The 25,981-nt window shown below is 64.9% G+C and carries 20 protein-coding genes; 13 read left to right on the top strand and 7 right to left on the bottom strand.

Annotated elements, in window-relative coordinates; translation table 11 throughout:
- Positions 1 to 60: 60 nt before the first annotated feature.
- The 3 genes from ASE72_RS13710 to ASE72_RS13700 all read left to right on the top strand — a co-directional run bounded on the left by ASE72_RS13710 (position 61) and on the right by ASE72_RS13700 (position 3,257).
- The gene (locus tag ASE72_RS13710) at positions 61 to 288 is read left to right on the top strand and encodes a hypothetical protein (protein WP_443024774.1); all 228 of its coding nucleotides are present in this window, start codon (positions 61 to 63) and stop codon (positions 286 to 288) included.
- A gap of 173 nt (positions 289 to 461) precedes the next feature.
- On the top strand, positions 462 to 1,637 hold the full coding sequence (locus ASE72_RS13705; RefSeq protein ID WP_082446065.1) for an energy transducer TonB: 1,176 nt from the start codon (positions 462 to 464) through the stop codon (positions 1,635 to 1,637).
- A gap of 366 nt (positions 1,638 to 2,003) precedes the next feature.
- On the top strand, positions 2,004 to 3,257 hold the full coding sequence (locus tag ASE72_RS13700) for a DUF2254 domain-containing protein (RefSeq protein WP_056022487.1): 1,254 nt from the start codon (positions 2,004 to 2,006) through the stop codon (positions 3,255 to 3,257).
- On the opposite strand, the gene ASE72_RS13695 is transcribed toward ASE72_RS13700, so the two are convergent.
- From ASE72_RS13695 to ASE72_RS13685, 3 genes are all read right to left on the bottom strand, one after another.
- Positions 3,237 to 4,700 (bottom strand): DUF389 domain-containing protein, encoded by a 1,464-nt coding sequence (locus ASE72_RS13695; RefSeq protein WP_056022485.1) that lies wholly within the window; start codon positions 4,698 to 4,700, stop codon positions 3,237 to 3,239. The two genes, ASE72_RS13700 and ASE72_RS13695, sit on opposite strands and share 21 nt — an antisense overlap.
- 35 nt (positions 4,701 to 4,735) lie before the next feature.
- Positions 4,736 to 6,070 (bottom strand): chloride channel protein, encoded by a 1,335-nt coding sequence (locus tag ASE72_RS13690; protein ID WP_056022482.1) that lies wholly within the window; start codon positions 6,068 to 6,070, stop codon positions 4,736 to 4,738.
- 192 nt (positions 6,071 to 6,262) lie between these two features.
- Positions 6,263 to 6,469, bottom strand: coding sequence for a hypothetical protein (locus ASE72_RS13685; RefSeq protein ID WP_156350492.1), 207 nt, complete (start codon positions 6,467 to 6,469; stop codon positions 6,263 to 6,265).
- A 346-nt stretch (positions 6,470 to 6,815) separates the two neighbouring features.
- On the opposite strand from ASE72_RS13685, the gene ASE72_RS13680 reads away from it, so the two are divergent.
- The 8 genes from ASE72_RS13680 to ASE72_RS13655 all read left to right on the top strand — a co-directional run bounded on the left by ASE72_RS13680 (position 6,816) and on the right by ASE72_RS13655 (position 18,648).
- Positions 6,816 to 7,715, top strand: coding sequence for a hydrogen peroxide-inducible genes activator (locus ASE72_RS13680; RefSeq protein ID WP_056022475.1), 900 nt, complete (start codon positions 6,816 to 6,818; stop codon positions 7,713 to 7,715).
- A gap of 88 nt (positions 7,716 to 7,803) precedes the next feature.
- On the top strand, positions 7,804 to 9,489 hold the full coding sequence (locus tag ASE72_RS13675; protein ID WP_056022472.1) for an ABC transporter transmembrane domain-containing protein: 1,686 nt from the start codon (positions 7,804 to 7,806) through the stop codon (positions 9,487 to 9,489).
- Positions 9,479 to 10,570 (top strand): efflux RND transporter periplasmic adaptor subunit, encoded by a 1,092-nt coding sequence (locus tag ASE72_RS13670; RefSeq protein ID WP_056022468.1) that lies wholly within the window; start codon positions 9,479 to 9,481, stop codon positions 10,568 to 10,570. The genes ASE72_RS13675 and ASE72_RS13670 overlap by 11 nt, the downstream gene beginning before the upstream one ends.
- On the top strand, positions 10,567 to 11,970 hold the full coding sequence (locus ASE72_RS13665) for a TolC family protein (protein ID WP_056022466.1): 1,404 nt from the start codon (positions 10,567 to 10,569) through the stop codon (positions 11,968 to 11,970). Before ASE72_RS13670 ends, ASE72_RS13665 begins: the two co-directional genes overlap by 4 nt.
- A gap of 86 nt (positions 11,971 to 12,056) precedes the next feature.
- Positions 12,057 to 12,317 (top strand): DksA/TraR family C4-type zinc finger protein, encoded by a 261-nt coding sequence (locus tag ASE72_RS19720; RefSeq protein ID WP_082446063.1) that lies wholly within the window; start codon positions 12,057 to 12,059, stop codon positions 12,315 to 12,317.
- A 780-nt stretch (positions 12,318 to 13,097) separates the two neighbouring features.
- Positions 13,098 to 13,502 carry a lysozyme inhibitor LprI family protein gene (locus tag ASE72_RS21200; protein ID WP_162235479.1) on the top strand — a complete coding sequence of 135 codons (405 nt, stop codon included), beginning with the start codon at positions 13,098 to 13,100 and terminating at the stop codon, positions 13,500 to 13,502.
- A gap of 641 nt (positions 13,503 to 14,143) precedes the next feature.
- Complete coding sequence (locus ASE72_RS13660) at positions 14,144 to 15,055, top strand: ABC transporter ATP-binding protein (RefSeq protein ID WP_056022463.1); 912 nt, start codon at positions 14,144 to 14,146, stop codon at positions 15,053 to 15,055.
- A gap of 5 nt (positions 15,056 to 15,060) precedes the next feature.
- On the top strand, positions 15,061 to 18,648 hold the full coding sequence (locus tag ASE72_RS13655; RefSeq protein WP_056022458.1) for an ABC transporter permease/M1 family aminopeptidase: 3,588 nt from the start codon (positions 15,061 to 15,063) through the stop codon (positions 18,646 to 18,648).
- A 272-nt stretch (positions 18,649 to 18,920) separates the two neighbouring features.
- On the opposite strand, the gene ASE72_RS13650 is transcribed toward ASE72_RS13655, so the two are convergent.
- Both ASE72_RS13650 and ASE72_RS13645 read right to left on the bottom strand, forming a co-directional pair.
- Complete coding sequence (locus ASE72_RS13650) at positions 18,921 to 19,655, bottom strand: metallophosphoesterase family protein (protein WP_056022453.1); 735 nt, start codon at positions 19,653 to 19,655, stop codon at positions 18,921 to 18,923.
- A gap of 206 nt (positions 19,656 to 19,861) precedes the next feature.
- On the bottom strand, positions 19,862 to 20,182 hold the full coding sequence (locus ASE72_RS13645) for a RidA family protein (RefSeq protein WP_235532363.1): 321 nt from the start codon (positions 20,180 to 20,182) through the stop codon (positions 19,862 to 19,864).
- Between the two features lie 155 nt (positions 20,183 to 20,337).
- Here ASE72_RS13645 and ASE72_RS13640 point away from each other — a divergent pair, with 155 nt between their 5' ends.
- On the top strand, positions 20,338 to 20,934 hold the full coding sequence (locus ASE72_RS13640; RefSeq protein WP_082446059.1) for a TetR/AcrR family transcriptional regulator: 597 nt from the start codon (positions 20,338 to 20,340) through the stop codon (positions 20,932 to 20,934).
- 174 nt (positions 20,935 to 21,108) lie between these two features.
- Here the strand turns inward: ASE72_RS13640 and ASE72_RS13635 are convergent, their stop codons facing one another.
- Complete coding sequence (locus ASE72_RS13635) at positions 21,109 to 21,450, bottom strand: hypothetical protein (RefSeq protein WP_056022445.1); 342 nt, start codon at positions 21,448 to 21,450, stop codon at positions 21,109 to 21,111.
- A 380-nt stretch (positions 21,451 to 21,830) separates the two neighbouring features.
- Positions 21,831 to 22,760, bottom strand: coding sequence for a serine hydrolase domain-containing protein (locus ASE72_RS13630; RefSeq protein WP_056022442.1), 930 nt, complete (start codon positions 22,758 to 22,760; stop codon positions 21,831 to 21,833).
- Between the two features lie 404 nt (positions 22,761 to 23,164).
- Here ASE72_RS13630 and katG point away from each other — a divergent pair, with 404 nt between their 5' ends.
- A complete protein-coding gene (gene katG / locus ASE72_RS13625) occupies positions 23,165 to 25,390 on the top strand; it encodes a catalase/peroxidase HPI (protein WP_056022439.1) in 2,226 nt (741 codons plus the stop codon).
- The last annotated feature ends 591 nt before the right edge of the window (positions 25,391 to 25,981 follow it).

Raw genomic sequence — 25,981 nt, 5'->3', positions numbered from 1 at the left:
GCCGCAACAGAGCCCAAGGACGAGGGCTGCGCATTATGTGGCCGGCTGCTCGGGCAACGCGTGGAGCGACATCACGTCGTTCCCAAGAGCGAGGGCGGCACGCATACCGTACCGGTGCATCCGATGTGCCACCGAACCATCCACGCCTTTGTCGCCAACCGCGATCTGGCATCGTCCTATGCCACGATGGATCGCCTGCGCGAACGCGACGACATACGGCAATATCTCCGATGGATCGCAGGCAAGCCCCCTGACTTCCGCGCGCCGACACGCCGACGTAACGCGTAACGGCGCCGCCGAGGCCGAAGCCGATGTTCGATGAGGACGCGGCCAGCGTGTGGCGATGAAACCCCTATCCCCGGGGCAGCGATCGACCGCGAGTTGCCGCTCGCGCGACCCTATGGCAGTGTCGCTGCTGCATAGGACCTGTCGCGACAGGCGTCTGGCACAGGAGGGTTTGGATGAGCGTCATGCGTTGGTCGTGGATGCCGCTGGCGATCGCCGGATCGGTTGTCGCCGGGGCGCAAGGGATCAGGCCGCCGGTTCAACCATTACCACCACCTGTAATCCAGACGCACGACCACGCCGGGCCAAACAGCGCAGCGCCGGGCGCGCCGCAATCCACCATGACGATCTGGCGCGCTGGAGCGGCGACGTGCGGTGGGCAACCGGTCGGCGTGACACAGGCGCCCAACCCGTTACCGGCGCTGGGGTGGAGCGGGGTGACGGAGGCGCCGTTGCGCGTCATGTTCCGTATCGATGCGACCGGCCGGCCGCTGGGCATCGAGCGCGAGCAACGGCGCTTCGGTCAAGCCACGGCTGACCTGCTGCCTGCACTGGCGGCCGCGCGCTTTGCGGCGGGTGCGACGCGGACCGACTGCTCGATCACCTTCACGCCCGATCAGTTACCGCTCGATCAGGTGCCGGCGGCCATGGCGATGGCTTACACCGTGTTCCCGACTGGGGCCCGCGCTCCGGAGGCGCTGTGGCGGCGCATCCGTCCCGCCGACACGACGTGCTTCGACCCGACACCGGCACTGCTCAACCGCGCTTTTCCCGATTTCACGGCGATCGCACGACAGCCAGGCCGACCGCTGTGGACCATGATAGGCTATGACATCGACGCCGACGGCAAGCCGGTGCGCGTCCGTACGCTGAATGGTTCGCGATCGGCTGCACTGGATGCCGCCTCGCGTCGAGCGGTGGAACAGTCCCGGTTCGTGAAGGGCGCGCGGCGAGGCTGCCTCTACCCCTATTGGAAAATTGCCGACCCAATGCCCGCGCCCGAGGCGCCGGCCCGCGAGACCATGCCGGCGCAACCCGAGGCGTGCAACGCGCTCGGCGAGTGGACGCGTGCGCCGCGGCTCACCTACCCGAACGACTATCGCCGTCGCGGGATCGAGGGCTGGGCAATCGTCTCCTACGACGTCGCGCCGTGGGGCGCGCTCGGGAACGTGAAGGTGCTTATGGCCGAGCCGACGAGCGATTTCGGCGACGCCGCCAGGAGCATGTTTACAGGGCTCAGCCGCAAGCCGTCCGAGACCGGTGCAAGCGGGTGCATGGAGCGGGTGCGGTACGTCATGGGTGCGCCAGGCACGTCTCCGCCAGCCGACGAGGGACCGTTGCCGCTATACTAGCGGTCGCGGGCAGGCTCGAATGATGGGAAGAAAGCGGGCGCGGGTTGGGGCACGCATCGGCCTTCCTACCAGAGGAGATGCTCGGTGATCACGCCCGCTCTGACAAGAAACCTAGGGCCGCTCCCACGCACAGGACGGCCCCTAGACATCGATGGCGCGGGTTCGACTGCGACGATCCGTTTTGTAGCTCAATCCCGCCCCCCTTATCTTTCGTTTCCAACAAGGTTGACCGATCATACCCAGCGCAACATCCGGATGAAACCGCCCGGCAAGGCGCATTACGCGCGGGTAGCACGCGTCGTTTTCGCGTAGTCGGTGGGCTTCAAGCGTGGCGATCGCGCGAAACACTGATCAGGGGAACATGATATGAAACGATGGACGTGGATCCTCCATCGCATCGTCCGGCAAATCTGGTTCCGCGCAGGCGTCATCAGCCTGCTCAGCGTGGCGCTGGCGATCCTCGCCGGCATCGTCACGCCGTACCTCCCCTACACGTTCGACGTGGATATCGGCCAGCGCTCGGTCGGCACCATTCTCCAGATCATGGCATCGAGCATGCTGGCGGTGACGACGTTTTCGTTGACGGCGATGGTCAGCGCCTATTCGTCCGCGACGCAGCTCGCCACACCACGCGCGACCCAGTTGATGGTCAGCGATCCGACGTCGCAGAACGCCTTGTCGACGTTCCTCGGCGCATTCGTCTTCTCGATGGTCGGCATCGTCGGGCTGAACACGAGCGCCTATGGCCATGACGGCCGCATCATCCTGTTCGCTGCCACCGTCGGCATCATCATGCTGGTGGTCGGCACGCTGTTGCGCTGGATCGGCCATATCACCGCGTTCGGGCGCATGGCCGACGTGATCGATCGCGTCGAGGAGGCCGCGACGCGTGCCATGACGGACTTCGCGGCCGCCCCGCATTTGGGCGGACGTGCAGCGATCGTCGTACCGCCACAGGCCGTGGCGATCGCGGGCTCGCAGACCGGCTATGTCACGCACATCGACGTTGCGGCGCTTAGCGCCATTGCGGAGCGGGACGGACTCCGCATTCACGTCGGCGTCCTTCCCGGGACGATGGTGCACCCCAAGCGTGATCTCGTTCGGGTCGAGGGCGCCCTAGACGACATGACACGCGCGGCGCTGATCAAGAGCTTCACGATCGAACGGCACCGCAGCTTCGACCAGGATCCGCGCCTGGGCCTGATCGCGCTGTCCGAGATCGCCAGTCGCGCGCTGGCGCCCGCGACCAATGATCCCGGGACCGGGATCGAGGTGCTGAACGCGCTCTTGAGGGTGTTCCTGTCGCTCGGCTCGCAACCGACGAACGCAGGCGACGACGACAACGAGCAGCACGGGGTGTACCTTGGCCGACCCTCGATCGACGATATGCTGACCGACGCCTTCGGACCCGTGCTTCGCGAAGGCGGCAAGGAGATCGAGGTGTCCCTTCGGCTCACCAACACGCTGGCGGCGATGCACGCCAACCTGCCTGGGATGCGCAGGCCGATCGAAGGCTGGGCTACACGCCACGCGCAGCGTGTGGGTGAGACGATGGAGGATCCTGCCGACCTGGCCGTATTCGAGCAGGCCTACCGGCAGCTATGGCCGGCGCTCGCCTGACTCAGGCGCAGGTGGATCCGTATCCGCCGACCATCGCAAACGCAGGCGGCCGCCCGCACCGCCGGGGGCCGCGCTGCCCCCTCGCCCGGTGATACCCTGTGCGATTGCCGTGCGCTGCCGCAGCGTTCCGCCCGGCACGTCGAGCGTCCGACTTAGTCGAGCCGAGGCCCAGGCTGCGTCGCCAAGCGCCTGATCGTCGATGACGCCGGACCGGATCGCCATGTCCGGCAAGGCGACATCGTTCGGCGGCCCAAGAATGACATCCCAGTCGGCGACCGCCGCGTCCGCGCGACGTTCAAGATCGCGATAGCCGGCGATGCCAAGACCCGTGAGGGGCGCGGCCGTTACGCGGATCGTTCGGCCCGCCGAATCCAGCTGCACCGATGACACGGGAACACCTGCGATCAGCGCCACGTCGGCAATCGCGCGGTCGCGCTCGCGTGCGGCGCGCAGCGCATCGCCGTTGCCCGCCCGCGCAATCTGCGCCGCCTCGACCGCGCCGGTCTCGGGCGAGATGCGGACCTGATCGACATGGACATCGACCGGCCGCGACAATCGCTGGCGAAGGTCCGCCGCGAGCTTGCGATCCGCGCCCGGTTCGATCCGCGGCGTCAGCATGACCGCGCGAACGCGGACCGGGTTCGCGCCATGGTCAATCTCGACCTGGCTCAGTCGCGCGCCGGGTGGAAAATCCTCGCCCAGCGCATCGCGCACCTGCCGCTGTGCGACCGCCTCGAACGCGATCCGGCGTAGACCGGCACCAAGCGGAATGGAGAGGACCCCGATCGCGACCGCGAACAGCACGAGCTGCCAGCCGGTGTGGTGCGGCGACAGATGGCTGCCGAACCCGTAACAGCGCGCGACGAGCGCGGCGGTCAGCGCGATGGTGATGGCATTGGTGAGGAACAGCAACAACGCGCCCGAGAACACCACCCAGTTCCACGTCGCGATGCCGAACCCGACCACCACCAGCGGCGGCATCAGCGCGATGGCGATCGCCACGCCGACCACCGTACCCCCACGCCCCCGGATCAGCGCATAGCCGCCCGCGATTGCGGAGAGCAAAGCGACGAGCAGGTCGAACAGCGTCGGTTGCGTCCGCCCGGCGATCTCGCTCGTGATCGTCTGGACCGGGGAGAGCAGGATCAGCACGACCGACAGCGTCACCGCGATGACCGCCCCCAGAATCAACGCGGTCGCCGCGCGGCGGATCTCGTGGAAATCGAGCGTCGCGATGCCGAAGCCCAGGCCGATGATCGGCATCATCAACGGCGACAGCAGCATCGCGCCGATCAGCACCGCGACCGAGGGCATCAGCAGCCCGAGCAACGAGATCGCGGCCGAGATGACGATCAAGAACGCATAGCGGCCCGACCACCCCGCTTCCTCGGCAATCTGGCGCAGGACGCCGTCATGGTCGACGCCTTCGGTGGCCTTGGCCATCCACGCCCGAGGGAGCGTCACGAATTTTGCAGGGTTCAGGTGGATCGGGTCGTCTCCGTCATGGCGAAGGTCTTCGAGAGACCATGGTACAGCTTCTCGCGGCATACCCACTGGCTGGCCGCATCGGCGATGAACGCGGTCGCAAACATCGGCAGCATCAGGCCGCGGCTCGCGGTCGTCTCCGACAGGATGATCACCGCGGTGAGCGGCGCGCGGACGACGCCCGCGAAATAGGCGACCATGCCCAGGATCACGATCGCGCTGGCAGGCTCGCCGGGGAAGATCTCGCGCAGCAGATTGCCGACGCCCGCGCCGACGGCGAGCGACGGCGCGAAGATCCCGCCCGACAGGCCCGCGATCGCGGTCGCGGCGGTGGCGACCAGCTTGGCCGGCCCGAACCAGAGCGGCGCATCGACGCCGACGATCATCGCGCGCGCCGGGGCATAGCCGGTTCCCCATGTCAGCCCGGTCACGACGCCGAGCACCGCGACGACACCCCCGCAGATCCCCGCGAACGTGACGGGATGCGCGCGCGTCCATTCCGTCACGCGGTTGCGGCTGACCGCCATCGCCAGCAGAATGCGCGAGAACAGCCCACCGGTCATGCCACCCGCGATGCCGGCAACCGGCGCGACGATCAGCGCGGACAGCAGCGGCATATGCGCGCCGATCGCACCGAAATAGATATAGTCGCCCTGCACCGACTGCGCGACCATCCCCGCGATCACGATCGCCGCGAGGACGAGCAGCGTCACCCTCTGCTCATAGGCGGATGCGAGCTCCTCGATCGCGAACAGCAGCCCGGCGAGCGGCGTGTTGAACGCCGCCGCGACGCCCGCCGCACCGCCGGCGATAAGGACCCCGCCTCGCAACGGCACGCGGACGAGACGGTGCGTGAACCCCATGACGGCCGCTGCCAGCTGGACCGTCGGGCCTTCCCGCCCGACCGATGCGCCACCCAGTACCGCGCCGATCGTCAGCACCGCCTTGGCCACCACCGTCCGGATCGAAATCAGCGTGCCCGTGGCGTCGTTCGGACTGGCTTGCGCCGCGATCACCTGGGGGATTCCGGATCCGCGCGCGTATGGCGCATAGCGACGCGTCAGCCAGACCAGCCCCATGAACGTCAGCGGCGTCGTGACCAGCGGCATCCAGTGCCAGGTCCTTGCAAAGTCGCTAAAAACCTCGCCCGCCCAATCGGCCGCCTCGGCAAACAGCGTCGCGACGATCCCGATCAGGATCGCCCCCGCAAGGATCGCACCCCGCGTGCGAAACTGCGTCGATCGCGGCCCGCGCGCACGTAGCAGCGCCCTGTACCGCGACGGCGTCCAGCGTTTGGAGGGTAACACACGATTGAAAAGGCCGGGCATCGGGCTCTTTTAGGTCGCAGAGCCAGTTAGGCCACCCCCGGCAACACCCGCGTTCGGCGCTCAGCCTCATAACCAGACATCCGCGCGCCCTGCCCCGCCCCCCAGTTTCGGCCAGTCGTTCAGCTGATCAGGTACCGCATTCAAGACCCCGATCGGCTGCCGCGCAGGCCTTCATTGAGATGAAGGCAGGCCTTATTTCTCCAGAGCGGACACAAGATCCGTGAAAGCCTCTACGTTCGCTCTTTGATGCGAAAGCACCCCCGCAGTAATGTCCTCCGTATTTCCATCCGGCATGACAAGCTGAGCCTTCACGCCGCCGTTACTGAAGAGATCGACCTGTCGCAGAGCCTCTTCGCGCTGCTCGTTCGCCCATTTGATCAAGTCATCTTGTGTTTTCATCGCCTGTAGCCCCCCTCCGTCGTCTGCATCGTAGCACGGCATCGAATCATGCCTCCAGTGTCGCTTGTGGGCAAAACTGATTGGTGGCGCGAACCTCTGAGGAAACCCAAACGGTCATGCGCACGCCCTTCCCCGCTTCCCGACTTCAGACACGTCCGACCTACCCCGGGTTCCGGCGCGTTACCGCGTCAGCCTTGGACCTCCATCCGGTCTGGCATCGACATCCCAGACACGCGGAGCGGCTTCTTTGCCGTGCCCCTTTACGGAATGTTGCTCAAGGCGGCGCATTCGCTCCGTTCATTACTCAGTTGATGCGTACAAGGACGCTTACCGGATAGCGTGCGCCATGCCTTTCCCCAAAACCACGATTCGTCACCTCAGCTATTTCGTCGCGCTGGCCGAAGCCGGCAGCTTCACGCGGGCGGCCGAACGGATGGGGGTGTCCCAGCCGTCGCTCTCGCAACAGATCCGTGCGCTCGAAACCGTCATCGGCGCAGCCTTGTTCGAGCGCGGAGGCCCCGCGATCCTTACCCCGCTGGGACGCGATCTGCTCGACCGGGCACGGCGCATCCTGCTCGACGTCGCCGATCTCGAGGATTTCCGGGCGACATCGGCCGATCCCTTGATCGGCACGATCCGGCTCGGGGTATCGCCGACGCTCGGCGCCTATCTCCTGCCGGCACTGGTTGCCCGGTTGCACCGCGAGCACCCGACGCTCCGCGTCCATGTCCGCGAAGGCCTGCCGACCGCGCTCGCGTCCGGACTTGGCACCGGCGTCCATGATCTGATCCTGGCACAATTGCCCGTGTCCGGCGGCGCGTTTCACAGCGAGCGGCTGTTTCGCGAACCGCTATATGTCGCGATGGCATCCGACCACCCGTTGAAAGCCAAGGCAATCATCGCGCCCTCCGACCTGCGCGGCACCAACCTGCTGACGCTGCTGCCCGAATATCGGCTTGCCGAACAGGTGGCGGCGATCGCGGTCGATGTCGGGGCGAACGTGCTGCGCGACTATGAGGGGACCAGCCTCGACGCGATCCGGCAGATGGCGGGCATGGGCATGGGGTTGGCGCTCCTGCCCGAACTCTATGTTCGGCAGGAAATCCGCGAGGGTGACGACGTGGTGGTCCGCAAGATCAAAGGCAGCCGCTATTACCGCGACATCGGCTTGCTATGGCGTCAGGGCGCCGGTCGCGCGCCGGCCTATGGCGTGATCGCAGACTTGCTACGCGTGGTTTCTGCATAGGATATTCCTATGGAAATCATAAGTCTTACAGCGTTGCTCCAATGTTTTGATTGGGGAATACTTGCCTCGGATCAGACGCGAGGAACACATGGCAGGCGCACATATCGGATGGCGTTCAGCAGCTGGATGGCTGACCGAGATCGTCGGGCCCGACACGCCCTATGTCCGTCTCGCGATGGTGTACGGCGTGGCGATCAGCCTGTTGTCGCTCGCCACCCCCATCTCGGTCCAGCTGCTGATCAACAGCGTCGCCAACACCGCGATGCCCGCGCCGTTATGGACGCTGGCTGGCCTTTTGCTCGGGCTGTTGCTGATCGTGGCGGGGCTGAGCGCCATGCGGTTCTGGATGATGGCGCTGTTCGAGCGACGGCTGTTCGCGCGCATTGTCGCCGAGATCACCGTCCGCGCGGTGCATGCGCAGAACCCGTTCTTCGCCGACCAGAATCGCGGCGACCTGTTCAATCGCTATTTCGACCTCGTCGTCGTGCAGAAGGCCGTGCCGAGCCTCGTCATCGGCGCGTTCACGATCATCCTGCAATCGGCGGTGGGGCTGATCGTCACCAGCTTCTACCATCCCTTCTTCCTCGCCTTCAACGCAATTCTCCTGCTCGTCATTCTCGCGATCTGGCTGATCTGGTCGCGCGGCTCGATCCGCTCGGCGGTCGCGCTGAGCCACGCCAAGCACGAGGCCGCGCGCTGGCTTGAAAGCGTCGGCGCGTCGAACGGCTTCTACAAATCGAGCCGCCATTTCGATTTCGCGATGGACCGGTCGGAAGCCGTCACCGCCACTTATGTCGAGCGCCACCAGCGCTATTTCCGTTACAGCTTCACGCAGACGGTCGCCTTCCTGCTCCTCTACGCCTTCGCCAGCGCGGCGCTGCTCGCACTCGGTGGAAACCTAATCCTCAGCGGTGAATTGTCGATCGGACAGTTGGTCGCGGCCGAGCTGATCCTCAGCGGCGTCTTCTACGGCGTGTCGCAGCTCGGCTGGTATCTCGATACGCTCTACGATCTGGTGGCGAGCGCGGAGGAATTGTCGCTGCTCTACGCGATCCCGCAGGAGAGCACGGTCACCGCGGTAGGGCAGTCACCAGGCGATGGGGCGGTGCGGCTCGACCGTGTCGTGACGGAGGGCGCGCGCTTCGATTTCGCGCTCGCGGCGGGCGAACAGCTCGTCACGCGCGCGGACGACGGGGCCGAGCGGCTGCTGGCGATGGTACTCAAGCGCCATGTCGTTCCCGAGCGCGGGCTGGTCCTGGTCGGCGGCGCCGACATGGCGACGTTCGACATGTATCTGCTGCGATCCGAGGTGATGGTGCTCGACCGTCCGAGCATCGTCGAAGTCACGATCCGCGAATATCTGACGCTTGCCGCGGCCGGATCGACCTCCACGGTGATGCTCGACGCGCTCGAGACGGTCGGCTTGCGCGACCGCGTCGCCGGGTTGCCGCACGGCCTCGACACGCCGCTGGCTGCGTCGGGCTATCCGCTGTCGATCGGCGAGGTCATGGCGCTGAAGCTCGCCAATGCGCTGCTGGTGCGCCCGCACGTGCTGATGTTGTCGCAGCTCTACGATCTGATCCCGACCAGCCGCCTCGCCGAGGTGCTGCGCCAGCTCAAGGCGGCGGGTACGACGGTCCTGCTGTGCACCGGTCGCCCCGAGGATATCGTGCTCGACGGCTGGTTCCATCTCGAACCCGATCGGCAACGCCGCTTCGACAGTTGCGCGGCGCTGATCGCCGCGACCCAGCAGGGAGCCGGCGATGCCGTATAAGCCCGATCGCCTCGCGCATTTCCAGACGCTCGCCGCGATGCGGGCACCACGGGTGGCATCGGCGGTGGCGTGGATGCTCATGCTGGGCATCGCGATCGCCGCGGCGATCATGGCGCTGGTCCCCTGGGTGCAGACTGCCAGCGGCACAGGGCAGGTTATCGCGCTCGATCCCGGCGACCGCCAGCAGCAGGTGACCGCGCTGGTGCCGGGCAAGGTCGAGCGCTGGTACGTCCAGGACGGCCAGCACGTCGCGCGCGGCGATCCTATCGCGCGCGTCGTCGATCTCGATCCCGACCTGCTCTCGCGGCTAGGGGCCGAGCGCGCGCAGGTGCAGGCGGAGATCGCCGCGATCCAGCAAAGCCGTGCGGTCGCCGGAATCGACGTCGCGCGCACCGGGCAGTTGCTCGCCGAAGGACTCGCCGCCCGTCGCGATTACGAGCAGACGCAGATCAAGGTCGCCGACGCGGGCGCCAAGCTTGCCGAGGCGCGCGCGAAACTCAACCGGATCGACATCCAGCTCAACCGCCAGTCGGCCCAGCTGGTGCGTGCGCCGCGCGACGGCCGAGTCCAGCAGCTGAATGCGGCAAGCGGCAGCGCGCTGGTCTCGCCCGGTACGGTGCTGGCGGTGATCGCGCCCGAGCGCGTCGAGCGCGCGGTCGAGCTCTACGTCGATGGCCGCGACATGCCGCTGATCCGTCCCGGTCGCCCGGTGCGGCTCGAGTTCGAGGGCTGGCCCGCGATCCAGTTCAGCGGCTGGCCGTCGGTCGCGCAAGGCATGTTCGACGCGCGCGTCCGGATGATCGATCCCAATGCCGCCCCCGACGGCACGTTCCGCATCCTGGTCGAACCGCGGCCGGGCAAGCCGGGCTGGCCGACCGCCACCTTCGTCCGCCCGGGCGGCAAGGTCCGCGGCTGGGTGCAGGGCGAAACCGTCCTTGTCGGCTACGAACTGTGGCGGCAGCTCAACGACTTCCCGCTCGAATTCGGCCAGCGCGGCGCGGCATCCGCCAAGGCGCAGCCCAAGCGGCCGGCGAAGCCAAGCGCGGACGAAACCGGCAAGGACGGGGACGCCAAGAAATGACGCGGGTCATCTCTTTCCTGCTCGTCCTGATGGCACCCGCCGCCGCGTCCGCGCAAAGCTCGCCGCTGACGCTCGACGAGGTGCTGCGTTCGTCCGCGCGGTCCGCGCCACAGATCGTCGAGGCGCTCGCCAAAGTGCGGCAGGCGGATGGCCGCGCGCTGTCCGCTGAGGGCGCATTCGACACCGTGTTCGACGTCGACTCGAAGTCGCGCGTCGCGGGCTATTATGACGGCACCATGGTCGAGGGGCGCGCGACGCGCCCGCTCACCGGCAATGGCGGCTATGTCTATGGCGGCTACCGTGCGTCGCGCGGGACGTTCCCGGTCTATGAGGACCAGGCCTATACCAACAAGCTCGGCGAAGCGAAGGTCGGCGCGCTGTTCGCGTTGCTGCGCGACCGGGTGATCGACGAGCGCCGCACGCGACGGACCATCGCCGCTACCGAGATCGACGTCGCGCGGTTCGAGGCGGCGATGGTCGCGGTCGGCGTGCAGCGGCGCGCGGTCGATGCCTATCAGTCCTGGGTCGCGGCGGGTCTGCGGCTGCGCGCCTATCGCGACCTGCTGAACCTTGCGGAGCGGCGTCGCAGCGCGATCGGCCGGCTGGTGACGCTCGGCGCACGGCCCGAGATCCTGCTCGTCGAGAACGACCAGAACCTCGTCCGGCGTCGTGCGCTGGCGGTGCGCGCCGAGCAGGATGTCGCCGGTGCCGCCAATGCGCTGTCGCTCTATCTGCGCGACGAGGCGGGTGCGCCGGTGACGGTGTCGGACGATCGCATGCCGGCGGATGCCGGCGCGCTCGCCGCGCTTCCCGTCGCTGCGATCCGGGCGGGGCCGGTCGAGCGTCCCGACTATCGTGCGGTGCTCGCGCGGATCGATCAGGCGACGTCGCGGCTGATCCTGGCGGAGAACGACCTGTCGCCGCGGCTCGATCTTCGCGGCGAGGTCGGCAAGGATGTCGGGCCGGTCGGCCTGGGCGGCCCCAACCGGACGCCGCTCGAGGCGGCGGTCGGTTTCCGGTTCAGCGTGCCGCTGCAGAACCGCGCCGCCAAGGGCCGCGTCGCCGAGGCGCGCGCCGAGATCGACGCGCTCGGCCAGCGCAGCCGCTTTCTGCGTGACCAGATCAGCGTCGAGGTCCAGGGCATCGTCATCGCAGTCGGCGCAGCCGAACGGCTTGCCGCCATTGCCGACGAAGAGCGTCAACTCGCCGACCGTCTCGCGGCCGCCGAGCGCCGGCGCTTCGAACTCGGATCCGCCGATTTCTTTCTGGTCAATCAACGCGAGGAAACCGCCACCGACGCACGCGTCCGCCTCGTCGACGCGCAGGCGCGGATCGCATCCGCGCGTGCCGAACTGGCCGCCGCTACCGCAGATCGGGACGCCTTGCGACTTGTCCGATGACGGCAATTGCACCGGCTAGGAAAGGTCGCGCTGGCATTGGCGCTGACGCTCCCTGGTCCCCATATACCTAAGGTAAGGAGAGGCATATGGCCGGCGGTTGGACGCGCGATGGCGCGGTTCAGGATCAGATCGATGACTCAGTTGCAGACGCAGTGCTGGCCGCCCGGGCAAGCATGCCGAGCGGAACAAGTGAACCCTTCTGTGCAATCTGCGGCGATGAAATCCCCGAAGGTCGGCGCGAGGCGCTGCCTGGCGTGCGGACGTGCGTCACGTGCCAGAGCGGCCGCGACCGCCCATTGGCCACAGCGTTCAATCGACGCGGCAGCAAGGACAGCCAGCTGCGGTGATCACCGCCGCATGGGTGTGGACGTGTGCTGACCAGACCGAGACCTGGACATTCCCCGTCGATTGCCACCTCCTAGCTTCAGCCATTTGCCAAGGGTGAACGCCTCACCGGTGTGCGGCGACCATGATCGTTGCGATGGCGTGATGCTGCTGAACGACCAGCGCACGATCCGCTACGGTGTGACTTGGACAATGGTCGAACACAGGGATCACCAGCGGCCGGACGCGCCTGAAAACGCCATTTGAATGTCACGCCCGCAGCCGGCGCCGTAACGACGGGGTTTTATTCCTGGATGACGTGGATCGCCGTCGCGGCGTTCAGCGGCCCCTTGCATCCCGCCTGCACGGGCTTGCCGGCAGATCCGGCTACATCGACCAACCAGATGTCCGTCCGCTTCGGCGCGCACCCGGTGATCTCGTCGGAGGGTCCGCAGTCCAGGCACGTGGTTCTCTGGGGTGGCCCATATCCCGGGCACTTCGTTTGTCCGGAAGTGAGCGCTTCCAGACCGGCAGCTTTGCCGCCCGAAAGCTGCCGGTCGGCTTTCGGGCACGATGGACGCCGGCGACGCGCCTGAATGGCGATAGGTGATTGAAACCGGACGGGCCGCTTTCGGGCTGCACTCGGAAAAACCTGCCATCGAATGCGTTCGTCAAATGGATCAGATTTGTGCCCGTGAATTTTGCATCATTGAGAAAGCGATCTTCCGTTCTTGGTTTGACAATCTATCACCAAGATCGACTGATTCAGGAGAGAGCCTGTGCTGCCCCTTCTAGCGCTAGTGATGATTGTCACTGCCAGCCCTGACCCTGCTCCTTGCCCTGGCGCAACAACGATAGAGGTGGACGCCTGTCTCGCAGCTCGCTTTGGTGAGGCAGATACTGACCTAAACCGCTATTACGACGTGGCGGTTCAGCGAGTCCGCAAAGAAGGTGGGGAGCCTGTAGCCAAAGGTTTCCTCCAAGCTCAACGATCATGGCTGTCGTACAGAAATTCCGAATGCGGTGCGCTTTTCGAGAAGTATCGGGATGGCACAATCAGAACGAGCGTGGAGATTGGGTGCCGCATACGCTTAACGCGCTTACGGACTTATATGATCTGGCGTAACTGGCTGACTTATCCTGATAGCACGCCGCCCTTATTACCTCGCCCAGCGACGGATAGCGCACTGTCAGATGGTCGCGGATAGCTGAGCGTACGCCTTGTACGATCTTGTCGTTGATGCAAAACTTTTGATTTCTTGCCTCAACGCTTGGCCGTGTTGGCATCATCGTGATGAACGGATGCCTGCTTTCGAGACTGCGAGTTGCAACTGGAGCGTCCGGCTTTGGGCGAAAGCGAAAGGGCGGCTTTGGAAAGGAATGCGGGCTGGCCTCTTTCAAAGCGGCAGCGCAGGAAAGCTGCGACGGAATGCGCCAGCAAACAGCCTTTGCTTTATGTGCAAGCGGATGCCCGGGCTACTTGCCGTTCGCTGGCTGACGCAGAGTTCGTGAATTTCGCATCAGGAATGGCGCCGAGATGCGGGACTACCAGTTTACGCCCGCTCTGCCCGGCGCTGCCAGTTCTGGCGTTCAGTACGCGAGGGCGTATGCCAATAAGAAGCCCCAGTATCCATAGTGTTAGGGCTCCTTCAACGTGATCAGACCAGGCGGCGAACAGCCGTCTCGCAAACCAGCCTGCACTTCATCCAGACCGGCCTTACACCGACCGTTCCGATGATGCCTCACCCGGCTGTCACGTCGGCGTTGAAGTCTGTGCATCATTAAACAAGATCAGCCTGCTTTACATCGGCAACACACCTGATAGCTTGTCCCTGACGGGGGATCAACAATGCTCGAACTTACCAATGTCACGCATGTGTATGCCAATGGCACGCGGGCGCTCGACGATGTGACGCTTAGCGTGCCCAACGGGATGTTCGGGCTGCTCGGGCCCAACGGCGCGGGCAAGTCGACGCTGATGCGGACGATCGCCACGTTGCAGACGCCGACCGCCGGCACGATCCGGTTCGGGACGATCGACGTGATCGCCAATCCCGAGGCTTTGCGCGAAACGCTGGGTTACCTGCCGCAGGATTTCGGCGTGTACCCGCGGGTATCCGCCTATGACATGCTCGATCACATGGCTGTGCTGAAAGGCATCGCCTCGGCTCGCGAGCGCAAGGAAACGGTCGAGACGCTGCTCAACCAGACCAACCTCTGGAGCGTCCGCAAGAAGGCGATCGCGGGGTTTTCGGGCGGCATGCGGCAACGCTTCGGTATCGCGCAGGCGCTGATCGGCAACCCCGCGCTGATCATCGTCGACGAACCGACCGCAGGCCTTGACCCGGAGGAGCGCAACCGTTTCCTCAATTTGCTGGCCGAGATCGGCGAGAACGTCGTCGTGATCCTGTCGACGCATATCGTCGAGGACGTCGCCGACCTGTGCCCGCGCATGGCGGTCCTGGCGGGGGGGCGGATCCAGCTTGAGGGCGCACCGCTCGAGCTGATCGAACGCACCCGCGGCAACGTCTGGGCAAAGACGATCGGACGCGACGAACTCGACGAAAGCCGCCTGCGGTACGAGGTGATCTCGACGCGGCTGTTTGCCGGTCGGACGATCATCCACATCCTGTCCCCCGAGGATCCGGGCGCCGGCTTCACCGCCGCGCGGGGTGGTCTGGAAGACGTATATTTCTCGACCCTCGCGCGGTCGCGGCGCGTACCAGCGGCAAAGACCCCCTCCCCTGCCATCGCGGCCTGAGCGCCATGTTCGGCCAGATCGCCCGCTTCGAGCTTCGCTATCAACTGCGCAACCCGGTCTTCTGGACGGTCGCGATCCTGTTCTTCCTGCTGACCTTCGGGTCGATGACGATCGACCAGATCAAGATCGGCAGCGGCGCCAACATCCACAAGAATGCACCGATGGCGGTGGCGCAGGTCCACCAGATCATGTCGATCTTCTTCATGTTCGTGACGACCGCGTTCGTCGCGAACGTGATCGTTCGCGACGACGAGAGCGGGTTCGGACCGATGGTGCGATCGACCCGCGTCGCCAAGTTCGACTATCTGATGGCGCGCTTCCTCGGCGCATTCGCCGCGGCGGCGCTGGCGTTCGCCGCGATCCCGCTGGCAATCTGGCTTGGCTCGCTGATGCCGTGGGTCGATCAGGAGACGCTTGGGCCGAACCGGCTGCAGGACTTCGCCTATGCGTATTTCCTGCTGGCACTCCCCAACGTCTTCCTGACGGCGGCGATCTTCTTCGCGGTGGCGACGATGACGCGGTCGATGATGTATTCCTATCTCGGCGTCGTCGTGTTCCTGATGCTGTATCTGGCGCTGAACTCGATCCTGCGCTTCAAGCCGGAATGGCGTGCGACGGGAAGCTATTTCGAGCTGTTCGGGATCGGCGCGCTCACCACCACGACGCGCTATTGGACCGCGAGCGAGGCCAATAACGGGCTGCCTGCCTTTGCCGGCGTGCTGCTGTGGAACCGCGTGATCACGATCGGCGTCGGGCTGGTGGCGATGGCCGTCGCCTATGCACGATTCTCGTTTGCCGAACGCGGCGTGTCCAAGCGCAGATTGCGCAAGCAGCAGCGCGCGACGACGAAGCTTGCCGCGACCCCACCGCTCACGGTCGATCGCTTGCCCGCTGCCAGACCGTCCGAAGCGAACTGGACGCGGATGTCCGCGCGCTGCCGGTTCGAGATGGCGTTGGTGTTCCGCAGCCCGGCGTTCGTCGTGTTGATGCTGATCGGGTTGTTCAACACGCTGGGAGGGATGCTGTTCGCCAACGAGATGTTCGGTGCGCCGATCCGCCAGCTGACGTTCGCCGTGATCGCCACGCTGGAGGGGACGTTCAGCATCATCCCGCTGATCATCGCGATCTATTATTCGGGCGAGCTGGTCTGGCGCGACCGCGAACGCGGCATGCACGAGATCGTCGATGCAACCTCGCTGCCCAACTGGGCCTATCTGGTGCCGAAGGTGCTCGCGATCACCGGCGTCCTGTTCGCGACCGCGGTGATGGCGGCGCTGACCGCGTGCGTCGTCCAGCTCGCACGCGGCCAGACCGACCTCGCGCTTGGTCAGTATCTCGCCTGGTGGGTGCTGCCGATGACGGCGGACGCGGTCATCCTCGCGATCCTGGCGGTCGTGGTACAGGCGCTCAGCCCCAACAAATATGTCGGATGGGCGATCATGGTCGTCTATCTCGTCGGCACGATCACGCTGACCAACATGGGCTTCGAACACCCGCTCTATCAATATGGCAGCACCGGCACGGTGCAGCTGTCGGACATGAACGGGGCGCAAATCGGCGGACCGCGCGCATGGTGGCTCAGGATGTACTGGGGCTCGGTCGCGCTGGCATTGTGCGTCGTCGCGCACCTGCTCTGGCGGCGCGGCACGGAGACCCGGCTCCGCGTGCGTCTGGCCCAGCTACCTCGCCGGTTACTCGGAACGCCCGGTGTCGTACTGGCCGGAGCGCTGTTCGCGACGGCGGCGAGCGGTGCGTATCTGTATCACGACATGAACGTCATCAACCGTTATCGCACCACGCAGGATGGCGAGGCCCGGCTGGCTCAATATGAGAAGAAATATCTCCGATACGCCACGCTGAAACAGCCGTCGGTCACCGACATGCGCCTCGACGTCGCGCTCTATCCCGATCAGCGTCGGATGGAGTCGAGCGGCACCTATGCCTTCGTCAACGATACCGGCGCCCCCCTGTCCGACCTGCACGTCCGGCTGATGGACGACCAGACGCAGCTGGGCAAAATCGTCATTCCCGGCGCGCGACTGGTGATGGACGACCGCGATCTTCACTACCGCATCTACCGGTTCGCGACGCCGCTCGCACCCGGCGCACGCGGCACCATGGCGTTCCAGGCGACGCGGTGGCAGCGTGGGCTGGTCGCCAACAACGACGACACGCGCGTCGTGGGCAACGGGACGTTCCTGCAGAACGACGAATTCGCGCCGCAGATCGGCATGCGCCAGAGCGGCCTTCTGCAGGACCGCGCGAAGCGGCGTAAATACGGCCTCACGCCGGAGCTGCGCCCTGCCAAACTGGAGGACCGTTCGGCGCAGGCGCGCAACCTGATCAACAATGCGCCGTGGGTCCGCTCCGACATCACCGTCTCGACGATCGCCGGCCAGGTCCCGGTGGCGCCGGGCCGCAAGGTTGCCGACACGACCGCGGGGGGACGCAGAACCGCGAGGTTCGTATCGACCGCGCCGATCCTCGCCTTCTTCTCCGTCCAGTCCGCCGCCTATGCCGAACGATCGCGGACCGTCGACGGCACGCATCTGACGGTGTTCTACGACCCGCACCATGCGTTCAACGTCGACCGCATGCTCGACGCGATGCAGCGCTCGCTCGCCTATTACCGCGCGAATTTCGGACCTTATCAATTCGACTATGCGCGCATTCTCGAATCTCCGGGCTATGCAAGCTACGCGCAGGCGTTCGCAGGCACGATCCCCTATTCAGAACGCATCGGCTTCGTCGCCGACGCGCGCGATCCCGACAAGATCGACTATGTCAGCTACGTCACCGCGCACGAACTGGGGCATCAATATTGGGGCCATCAGCTGGTCGGCGCCGACATGCAGGGCGGGTCGATGCTGGTCGAGACCATGGCGCAATATTCCGCGCTGATGGTGATGAAGCACCAATATGGCGAGGACAAGATCCGTCGTTTCCTGAAATACGAACTCGACAGCTACCTGCGGTCGCGCGGCGGCGACGTGGTGGAGGAAGTACCGCTCGATCGGGTCGAGAACCAGGGGTATATCCATTACAGCAAGGGTTCGCTGGTCATGTACCTGTTGCAGGACCGTCTGGGAGAAGCGCGCGTCAACGCCATGCTGCGCGGTCTGCTCGCCCGCTATCGCTTCAAGGGAAAGCCCTATCCGCGTTCGCTCGATCTGGTAGCGGGCTTCCTGTCGCTGGCCCGCACGCCCGGCGAACGTCAGCTCGTGCTCGACCTGCTGGATCGCATCACGGTGTACGATCTGAAAACGACCAGTGCGGTCACGCGCAAGCTGCCCGACGGGCGTTTCGAAACCGTACTGACGATCGACGCCGCAAAGTTCTACGCCAACGGCACCGGCGTCGAAAAGGCATCGCCGCTTTCCGACACGATCGACGTCGGCGTTTTCGACCAGCGCCCCGGCTTCGGTAGCTTCGCAGCGACGGACGTGATCGCGAAGGTCCGTCGACCGATCGTCTCGGGCGTACAGACCATCCGTATCGTGACACGGAAAAAGCCGGCCTTTGCCGGGATCGATCCGTACAACATGTATGTGGACCGTAACGGCGACGACAATGTCGTCGCCGTTACCTCCTGACACGGCCTGCCCGTTGTCGTCCCGACCTGCCCCAGACGTTGCTCAAAGAGCAACCTGCGCGACACAGCGGCTCGCTCTCCTGCCAAGGCTGACAGTAGCGCCCCGCTACCGCCCGCCTGATGCTGAATGCGCCGACGACAGCACGGCTGCGCGAGACGCCGATTGCTACAGAAGACATCGCGCGGCACCGCCTTTGCCGAGAACGAGCGAATTCCTAGGATCCACACGGCTACCCGAAACCCGTTTCGCATCGAGAAATAGGATATTCCGGGCTAGACCCGACCGGTCCGCAATGCTCTGGAACAGTCGGTACGAGCATTCGCCTCGGCGTCACGGGCAGCCTGTTCCCAGTCATAATCGACGGATAGCAGCTCGACCATCCAGCCATCACTCTCGTTGGACAAGACGGCGTAGCGGGCGTGCGGCGATCCGCTTTCTGCGCGGTGAGCGTGGGGTCGATCATCGGCATATGCCGGAAGACCGACGCTTCCTGGATTCATGATCATGCGCCCGTCGTCGAGCGTCATCACCCGTTGGATATGCGTATGGCCGCAGAGGATCACAGCCGCATCTGTAAGTCCCGCACGGTGTTGGACTTCCTCGCGCGTGGCCTCACGAAGCCCCTCCTCTGTCACCGTCTCGAGAAAGTAGGTCAGGTCGCTGTCCGGCGTGCCATGAACAAGCAGCACATCCCTGGACAGGCGCATGGTCGTGGGCAACGCTGCTAGCCACGCCAGCTGTTCAGCGCCCAGCTGGTCGTAGGCGTGGCGATCGGACAATCCCATACGCTCACGAGGCTGTTCCGAAAGCTGACGTTCGTGATTCCCGCGTATCGTCGGTAATCCCAGAGGCATCAGTCGGTCGGCTGTTTCACGCGGGAATAGGCCCCCCGAGCAGATGTCCCCGAGGTTCACGATCTGGTCGACTTGCCGAGAGGTGATGTCGGCGAGAACTGCATCAAGCGCAGCGACATTCCCGTGGATGTCCGAAATCACAGCGATCTTCATTACGGACCTATAACGATCCAGCCGTGCGACCGTAACCCCCGCGCTCCGGCATCTACAGACCTCAGCCCGGCTTCCCGCTCAGGCAATTGTCTAACGGCCATTTCCCTGGGGTCCCTTATCCCCGTCGATCACTCGTGCGTCGGAATGCGAGCGATCACCTTGATTTCGAAATCGAACCCCGCAAGCCAATTGACCCCGAGTGCCGTCTAGGCCGGATAAGGTTTGCGTTCGAAGAACTCGCCCTTGACGGCCATGATCGTGTTGAACTGCCGCTCGGGATCGGTGTGGAACGTCGTGACGTCCACAATGTCGTCAAACCCGCATCCCGCGGCCAGCAGGGTGGCTTCCAGATTGGCAAACGCAAGGCGAACCTGCGCCTCGAAGTCGGGTTCGGGCGAACCATCCTCGCGGCTGCCGACCTGCCCCGAGACGAACAGAAGAGCGTCCGACCGTATCGCGGCCGAATAGCCGTGGGCGTCGTAGAGCGCATGCCGGCTGGCAGGAAACACTGCTTCGCGCTGAACCATGCTATCGTTGCTTCGGGTATTGGGGGCAAAAGACGCAGTCACTGGCTGCTCGACCTTACAACGTAGCTGGATAATCCGGATACGCCGCGTATATGAAAGCAGCAATCAGACGCTGCGTCAATTCATATACGCAGCGTATGTGAGAGGATACTTGTTTGGCAGCGAAACGCCGCGTTGAAACGATGGAAGAAAACCGCGCCAAGCTCATTGGGGCAGCGCGCAGGGCGTTTGCCGCCTCGGGTTTCGCAAGTGCGTCGATGGACGACCTGACTGCAGAGGTTGGGTTGACCCGGGGTGCGCTCTATCACGGCTTCGGCGACAAGAAGGGTCTGCTGGCTGCCGTCGTTGCGCAAGTCGACGGCGAGATGGCGGCACGCGCGCAACGCGCGGGGTCCGACGCGGCGACCGGTTGGGAGCGGCTGATCGCCGAAGGCGAGGCCTATATCGAAATGGCGCTCGATCCGGAGGTCCGACGGATTGTGCTGCTGGACGGCCCGGCCTTCCTGGGCGACCCCGCGACATGGCCGAGCCAGAATGCCTGCCTTGCCGTCACCGAGCAGGCGGTCGCCAAACTGATCGCCGAGGGCGTCATGCACACGGTCAATGTCCAAGCCGCGTCACGCCTCCTGAGCGGTGCGGCGTTCAATGCCGCGCTTTGGGTTTCCTCCAGCGAGACGCCGCAAATTGCCCTACCGCGGGCGATCGCCGCGTTCCGGCTGATGGCGGAGGGCTTGCTGGCAAGGCGGGGCTAGCCTGACGATGATCCGGCCCTGTGCATCGGTTCCAACAACTCCCCGATTGGGAACCTTGGCGGGTAAGTCGCCAGGACGATCACGCCGAGAGCCGCCACTTAACCCAAGATCTCGACCCGTTTCTGCGAGTCGAGATCTTGGCACTGCGTGCTCGCGATAATCTGCGCCTGAGACCTATTCTTCAGGTCCGCTCCGCGACGTGTCGAGGTCGATATCCTCCCCCGGATTGCCACCACCCGCGCCCGCTCCACTGCCGTGGACTTCACCGGTCTTGTTGTCGATATATGCGCGCTTGCCGGCTTCGGGCGGAATGTCCCTGCCGTCAGCCGTATCGGCCGGGTCAGCACCAGGCGCACGGTCCCTGTTCTGCAGATGCCGCTCGGCGGCATGGTTCACGCTATCGTACTCGTCGCCCGAATACCCGTCCCCTTTACCAAAACCGTCGTCGACGGGGTTTGCATCCCTGGATTTCACCCGGACGTTCTCGTTAGGCTTCGGCGTGCTGTCGTCAGTCATGGCAACCTCTCAGTGTCGTCGGTGACCAACGCACAAGCGGCATAAAGCGCCGCGACTGTGATGAAGGCTTTTTCAGTTGCGGTCCGAGCCCGCCAGCGCCTTCGCGGTCGAACCACAGGTCGATGCCACCGAGCACTCCCGTGCCTCGGCAGCAAATAGCGTGATTGCGGCTGGATTCGAACGTCGACCGGCGATCACCCGCGGCTTCCCAGCGAGCGTATGACCCGTGCTCAGTAGCCCCTGCCCGAGGCGCTGGCCTCTAGATCTGGCGGGCGTAGACGCGGTCGCGCTGGAGGGGCTGTCCCGTCATTTTGCATCTCACGACCTCATCAAACTTCGACTGGCTGTGGAATGCTACCGTAGTCCATCCGGCATTTATCTCACGATGCGCCCCGCTCGGCAGCGGGCACGACCGCGTTCTCGACGATGCTATGCAGCGTATCGATATGGCCTGTGTCTCTCGCGCCATTCGGGTCCGACGTCATGACGACCGTCAGTCTCAGATCGGGGATGACATAGACCATCTGGCCACCATAGCCCCAGGCGAACCGCACGGGATGCCCCCTCATCTCGGTGAGGAACCAGCCATAGCCATACTCCTTCCCGCTCCACGGTGAGACGGCGCGCGGTGTCCAGCTTTGCTCGATCCATTGAGCCGGGAGGATGCGCCGACCATCGACAATCCCACCTAGCCGATAGAGCTCGCCGAACCGGGCAAGCGCGCGCGGTGAAAGTTTCATTTCGTTGCCACCAAAGTAGATGCCCTGCGGGTCACCGGGCCAAGCCGGGATCGCGATCCCAAGCGGCTCACCAAGCCAAGCGCGCGCGTTGGCAAGCGTGCTCTTCCCGGTCGCCCGCGTCAGCATCGCCGAAAGCAGGTGGGTAGATCCGGTGGAGTAGAGCATTGCCGTACCCGGATCGGCGACGAACGGACGGGCGAGTGCGAAGCGTACCCAATTGGGGCTGGATACCCAGCGGCCGTAATTCTCGCCCGAAGTTCGCTCGAGCCCGGCTTGCATCGACAGGAGGTTGCCGATGGTCACCCTGGCCAGTCGTGGGTCGGGATCCGCCGGCGCGTCACGTTTGAGTAACGGCAGCACCGGCTGGTCGACGCCGTCGAAAACGCCGCGTTGCACGGCGATGCCGACCAGTGCGGACATCACAGACTTCGACGCCGACTTTATGTTGACCGGCCGGTCGAGCGGAGGACCGTCGTTGAATACACGCGCCGTCAGCGTCTGTCCGTCGCGAAGGACAAGGAGCGAACGAAGCCGCGGTAGCACGGATGCCCTGACCTGCATGTCGCGCATCAACGCGGCATCGAGCCCTTCCGTGCGCGACCTCGCAACTGGGTTCGGGCTAGTTGAACCCGCAGACGATGCTGGTCCGTCGCAGGCGGCAAGGACGATGAGCAGAGGAAGAATGAGGCGCATCGGCATCATGTTGCACGTCAGGCTGACCTTACAACCCCCATGCTCCTTTGGTCTCACGCTGCCGGGAATTGAAGCATAGCGCTGGTGAACTTGAACGGTCGATTGGGATGCAACGCGTTGCGCGAACGCAACGTTCGGTGTGACTCACTGACAGGGTGAAGTCTCTGGCCTGTGATCGACTCAGATGATGGCTCTCTCCCGAATAATCGATTGGACAAATATACGGTGGATCCGGCATCTTGCCAGCACGATGGTAAAACTCATTGAGAGAGGACGCCAAGATGGCCGATTACGAACAGCCTAAGGCAAGCGGTTGCCCGATGGGCCCCCAGGGTGGCGGCGAGGTTAAGGCCCGTTCGCTGCTGGGTCGCACGAACAAGGATTGGTGGCCCGATGCGCTGCCGATCGACATGCTGCATCAGCACGGCGTCTCTCCCGACCCGATGGGCGAGGAGTTCGACTATGCCGAGTCGTTCAAGCAGCTGGACTATGCCGCGCTCAAGGCAGACCTGACCGCGCTGATGACCGACAGCAAGGCCTGGTGGCCTGCCGATTATGGCCATTATGGCCCGTTCATGATCCGCATGGCATGGCACGCCGCTGGTACCTACCGGGTGACCGACGGCCGCGGCGGGTCGTCGTCGGGTCAGCAGCGCTTCGAGCCGCTCAATTCGTGGCCGGACAACGGCAATCTCGACAAGGCGCGTCGCCTGCTGTGGCCGCTCAAGCAGAAATACGGCAAGAACATCAGCTGGGCCGACCTCTTCATTCTCGCCGGCAACGTCGCGATCGAGAGCATGGGTGGCCCGGTGTTCGGCTTCGCCGGCGGCCGCAAGGACGTCTTCGCCTCCGAGGGCGATACGTTCTGGGGCGCAGAGGAACTCTGGGTCAACGAGGGTGCGCAGACGCGTATCAGCGAGGACATGCCTGAGCTCGAAGGGCCGCTGGCCGCAATCCAGATGGGCCTCATCTACGTCAACCCCGAGGGCCCGGGCGGTGAGCCCGACGCGCTCAAGTCCGCGCGCGACATGAAGGCGACGTTCCAGCGGATGGCGATGAACTCCGAGGAAACCGTTGCGCTGACCGCGGGCGGCCACGCCTTCGGCAAGGCGCACGGTGCCAAGCCCGCGCCGCACTTCAAGAGCCCGTCCTCGGAGTCGGTTCATATGCAGGGCCTCGGCTGGCTGACCGACAGCGAGGAGATCGGCCAGGGCCATATCACGACCTCGGGGATCGAGGGCGCATGGTCGAACAACCCGACCAAGTGGACCGGCGACTATCTGCGTCTGCTGTTCAAGTACGAGTATGAGCTGACCGAGAGCCCGGCCGGTGCCAAGCAGTGGCAGCCGGTCAACCCGGAGCCGGAGGACATGGCACCCGACGCACGCGACCCCAGCAAGCGCGTGCCGACGATGATGACCACCGCGGACATGGCGCTGAAGGTCGACCCCGAGTTCCGCGAGATCGCGCTCCGGTTCCGCGACGACCAGTCCGCGCTCGACGACGCGTTCGCGCGCGCCTGGTTCAAGCTGACGCACCGCGACATGGGGCCCAAGGTCCGCTATCTCGGACCCGAGGTTCCCGATGAGACGCTGATCTGGCAGGATCCCGTTCCGGAAGGCACCGCACCGTCGGACGCCGACGTCGCGGCGTTCAAGGACGCCGTGCTGGCAAGCGGGCTGACGATCGGCCAGCTGGTCAAGACGGCTTGGGCGTCGGCATCTAGCTATCGCCGGTCTGACCATCGCGGTGGTGCAAACGGCGCACGGATCGCGCTCGCGCCGCAGAAGGACTGGCCGGTCAACGAGCCCGAGCAGCTCAGCCAGGTATTGGCCAAGCTGAACGCGTTGCGGGGCAGCATGTCCCTCGCCGACGCAATCGTGCTGGCGGGTTCGGCAGCGGTCGAGAAGGCAGCGCGCGATGCAGGTCACGACGTGACGGTCCCGTTCCTCGGCGGCCGCGGCGACGCGACGCAGGACTGGACCGATGTCGAGAGCTTCGTGTGGATGGAGCCGCAGGCCGACGGGTTCCGCAACTACCTGAAGACGCGTCACCCGGTGAAGACCGAGGAGCTGCTGCTCGACAAGGCCTCGCTGCTCGGCCTGTCCGCGCCGGAAATGACGGTGCTGGTTGGTGGCCTGCGCGTGCTCGGCGCCAACTTCGGTGATGCGCCCGATGGCGTACTCACCGAGCGTCCGGGGCAGCTGACGAACGACTTCTTCGTCAACCTGCTCGACAACGACACGTTCTGGGATCTGGTCGATACGTCGAGCGACGAAAAGTTCATCGGCTATGATCGTGGCGGTCGCGAGAAGAAGTGGCAGGCGACGCGCACCGACCTGATCTTTGGCTCGAACTCGCAGTTGCGCGCGACGGCCGAGGTCTATGCGGAAAATGGTCACGAGAAGAAGTTCGTTCGCGACTTCATCCGTGCCTGGGTCAAGGTCATGAACGCCGACCGCTTTGACGTCACGGCCAAGCCTGTCTCGTCGAACCAGGCGACGTAAGCTAGGTTGGTGGGCAGATAGGCCGTGATGATCTGGACAAGTTTCCGGCGTCGCGCGGCTTATCTGCCACTGACCCTGGCTGTGAGACAGACCCTGATCCGTCCATTACTGGTGGCCATCGCCTTCAACGGCGTATGCGGCCGCTATTGATGCGGTCATAGCGTTGTTCCAGGCGTAACTGCCCCTCTAATGCCTCGCCCCTTGCACAGCATGGCATTCTAGGGCGATCCCGGTCGAAATTTGCTACCTGTGCACCGGATCCGACGGCTGGGTATATAAGTCTCAGTTCCAGACGCTCGGGGTCGGCAGCGCCCTCCCCACCCGCAGACGTTCGTTCGGCCTTGACCGGGATCGTTGTTGCCCTCTCCTTCTGCGAGGCAAGCGCGTACTATGATGGTTCACACAGAGGCGGCCGTCAGATGGTACGATATTCATCGAATTTAGGCGTCGCGCTGCTCGCGCTCGCGCCCACCCAAGCGGGCGCGGACGCAACGGCGATCTACCAGAGGCCTGGCGCGGCGGGCGCGCTTACAATAGGCCTTGCGTCTAACGGCGACGTTCGAGCTGAAAGCGACGATCGCGGCTACTATC

The organism is Sphingomonas sp. Leaf20, from assembly GCF_001421535.1.
In the GTDB taxonomy this organism is placed as follows: domain Bacteria; phylum Pseudomonadota; class Alphaproteobacteria; order Sphingomonadales; family Sphingomonadaceae; genus Sphingomonas.
This window is presented reverse-complemented; position numbering and strand designations above follow the sequence as displayed.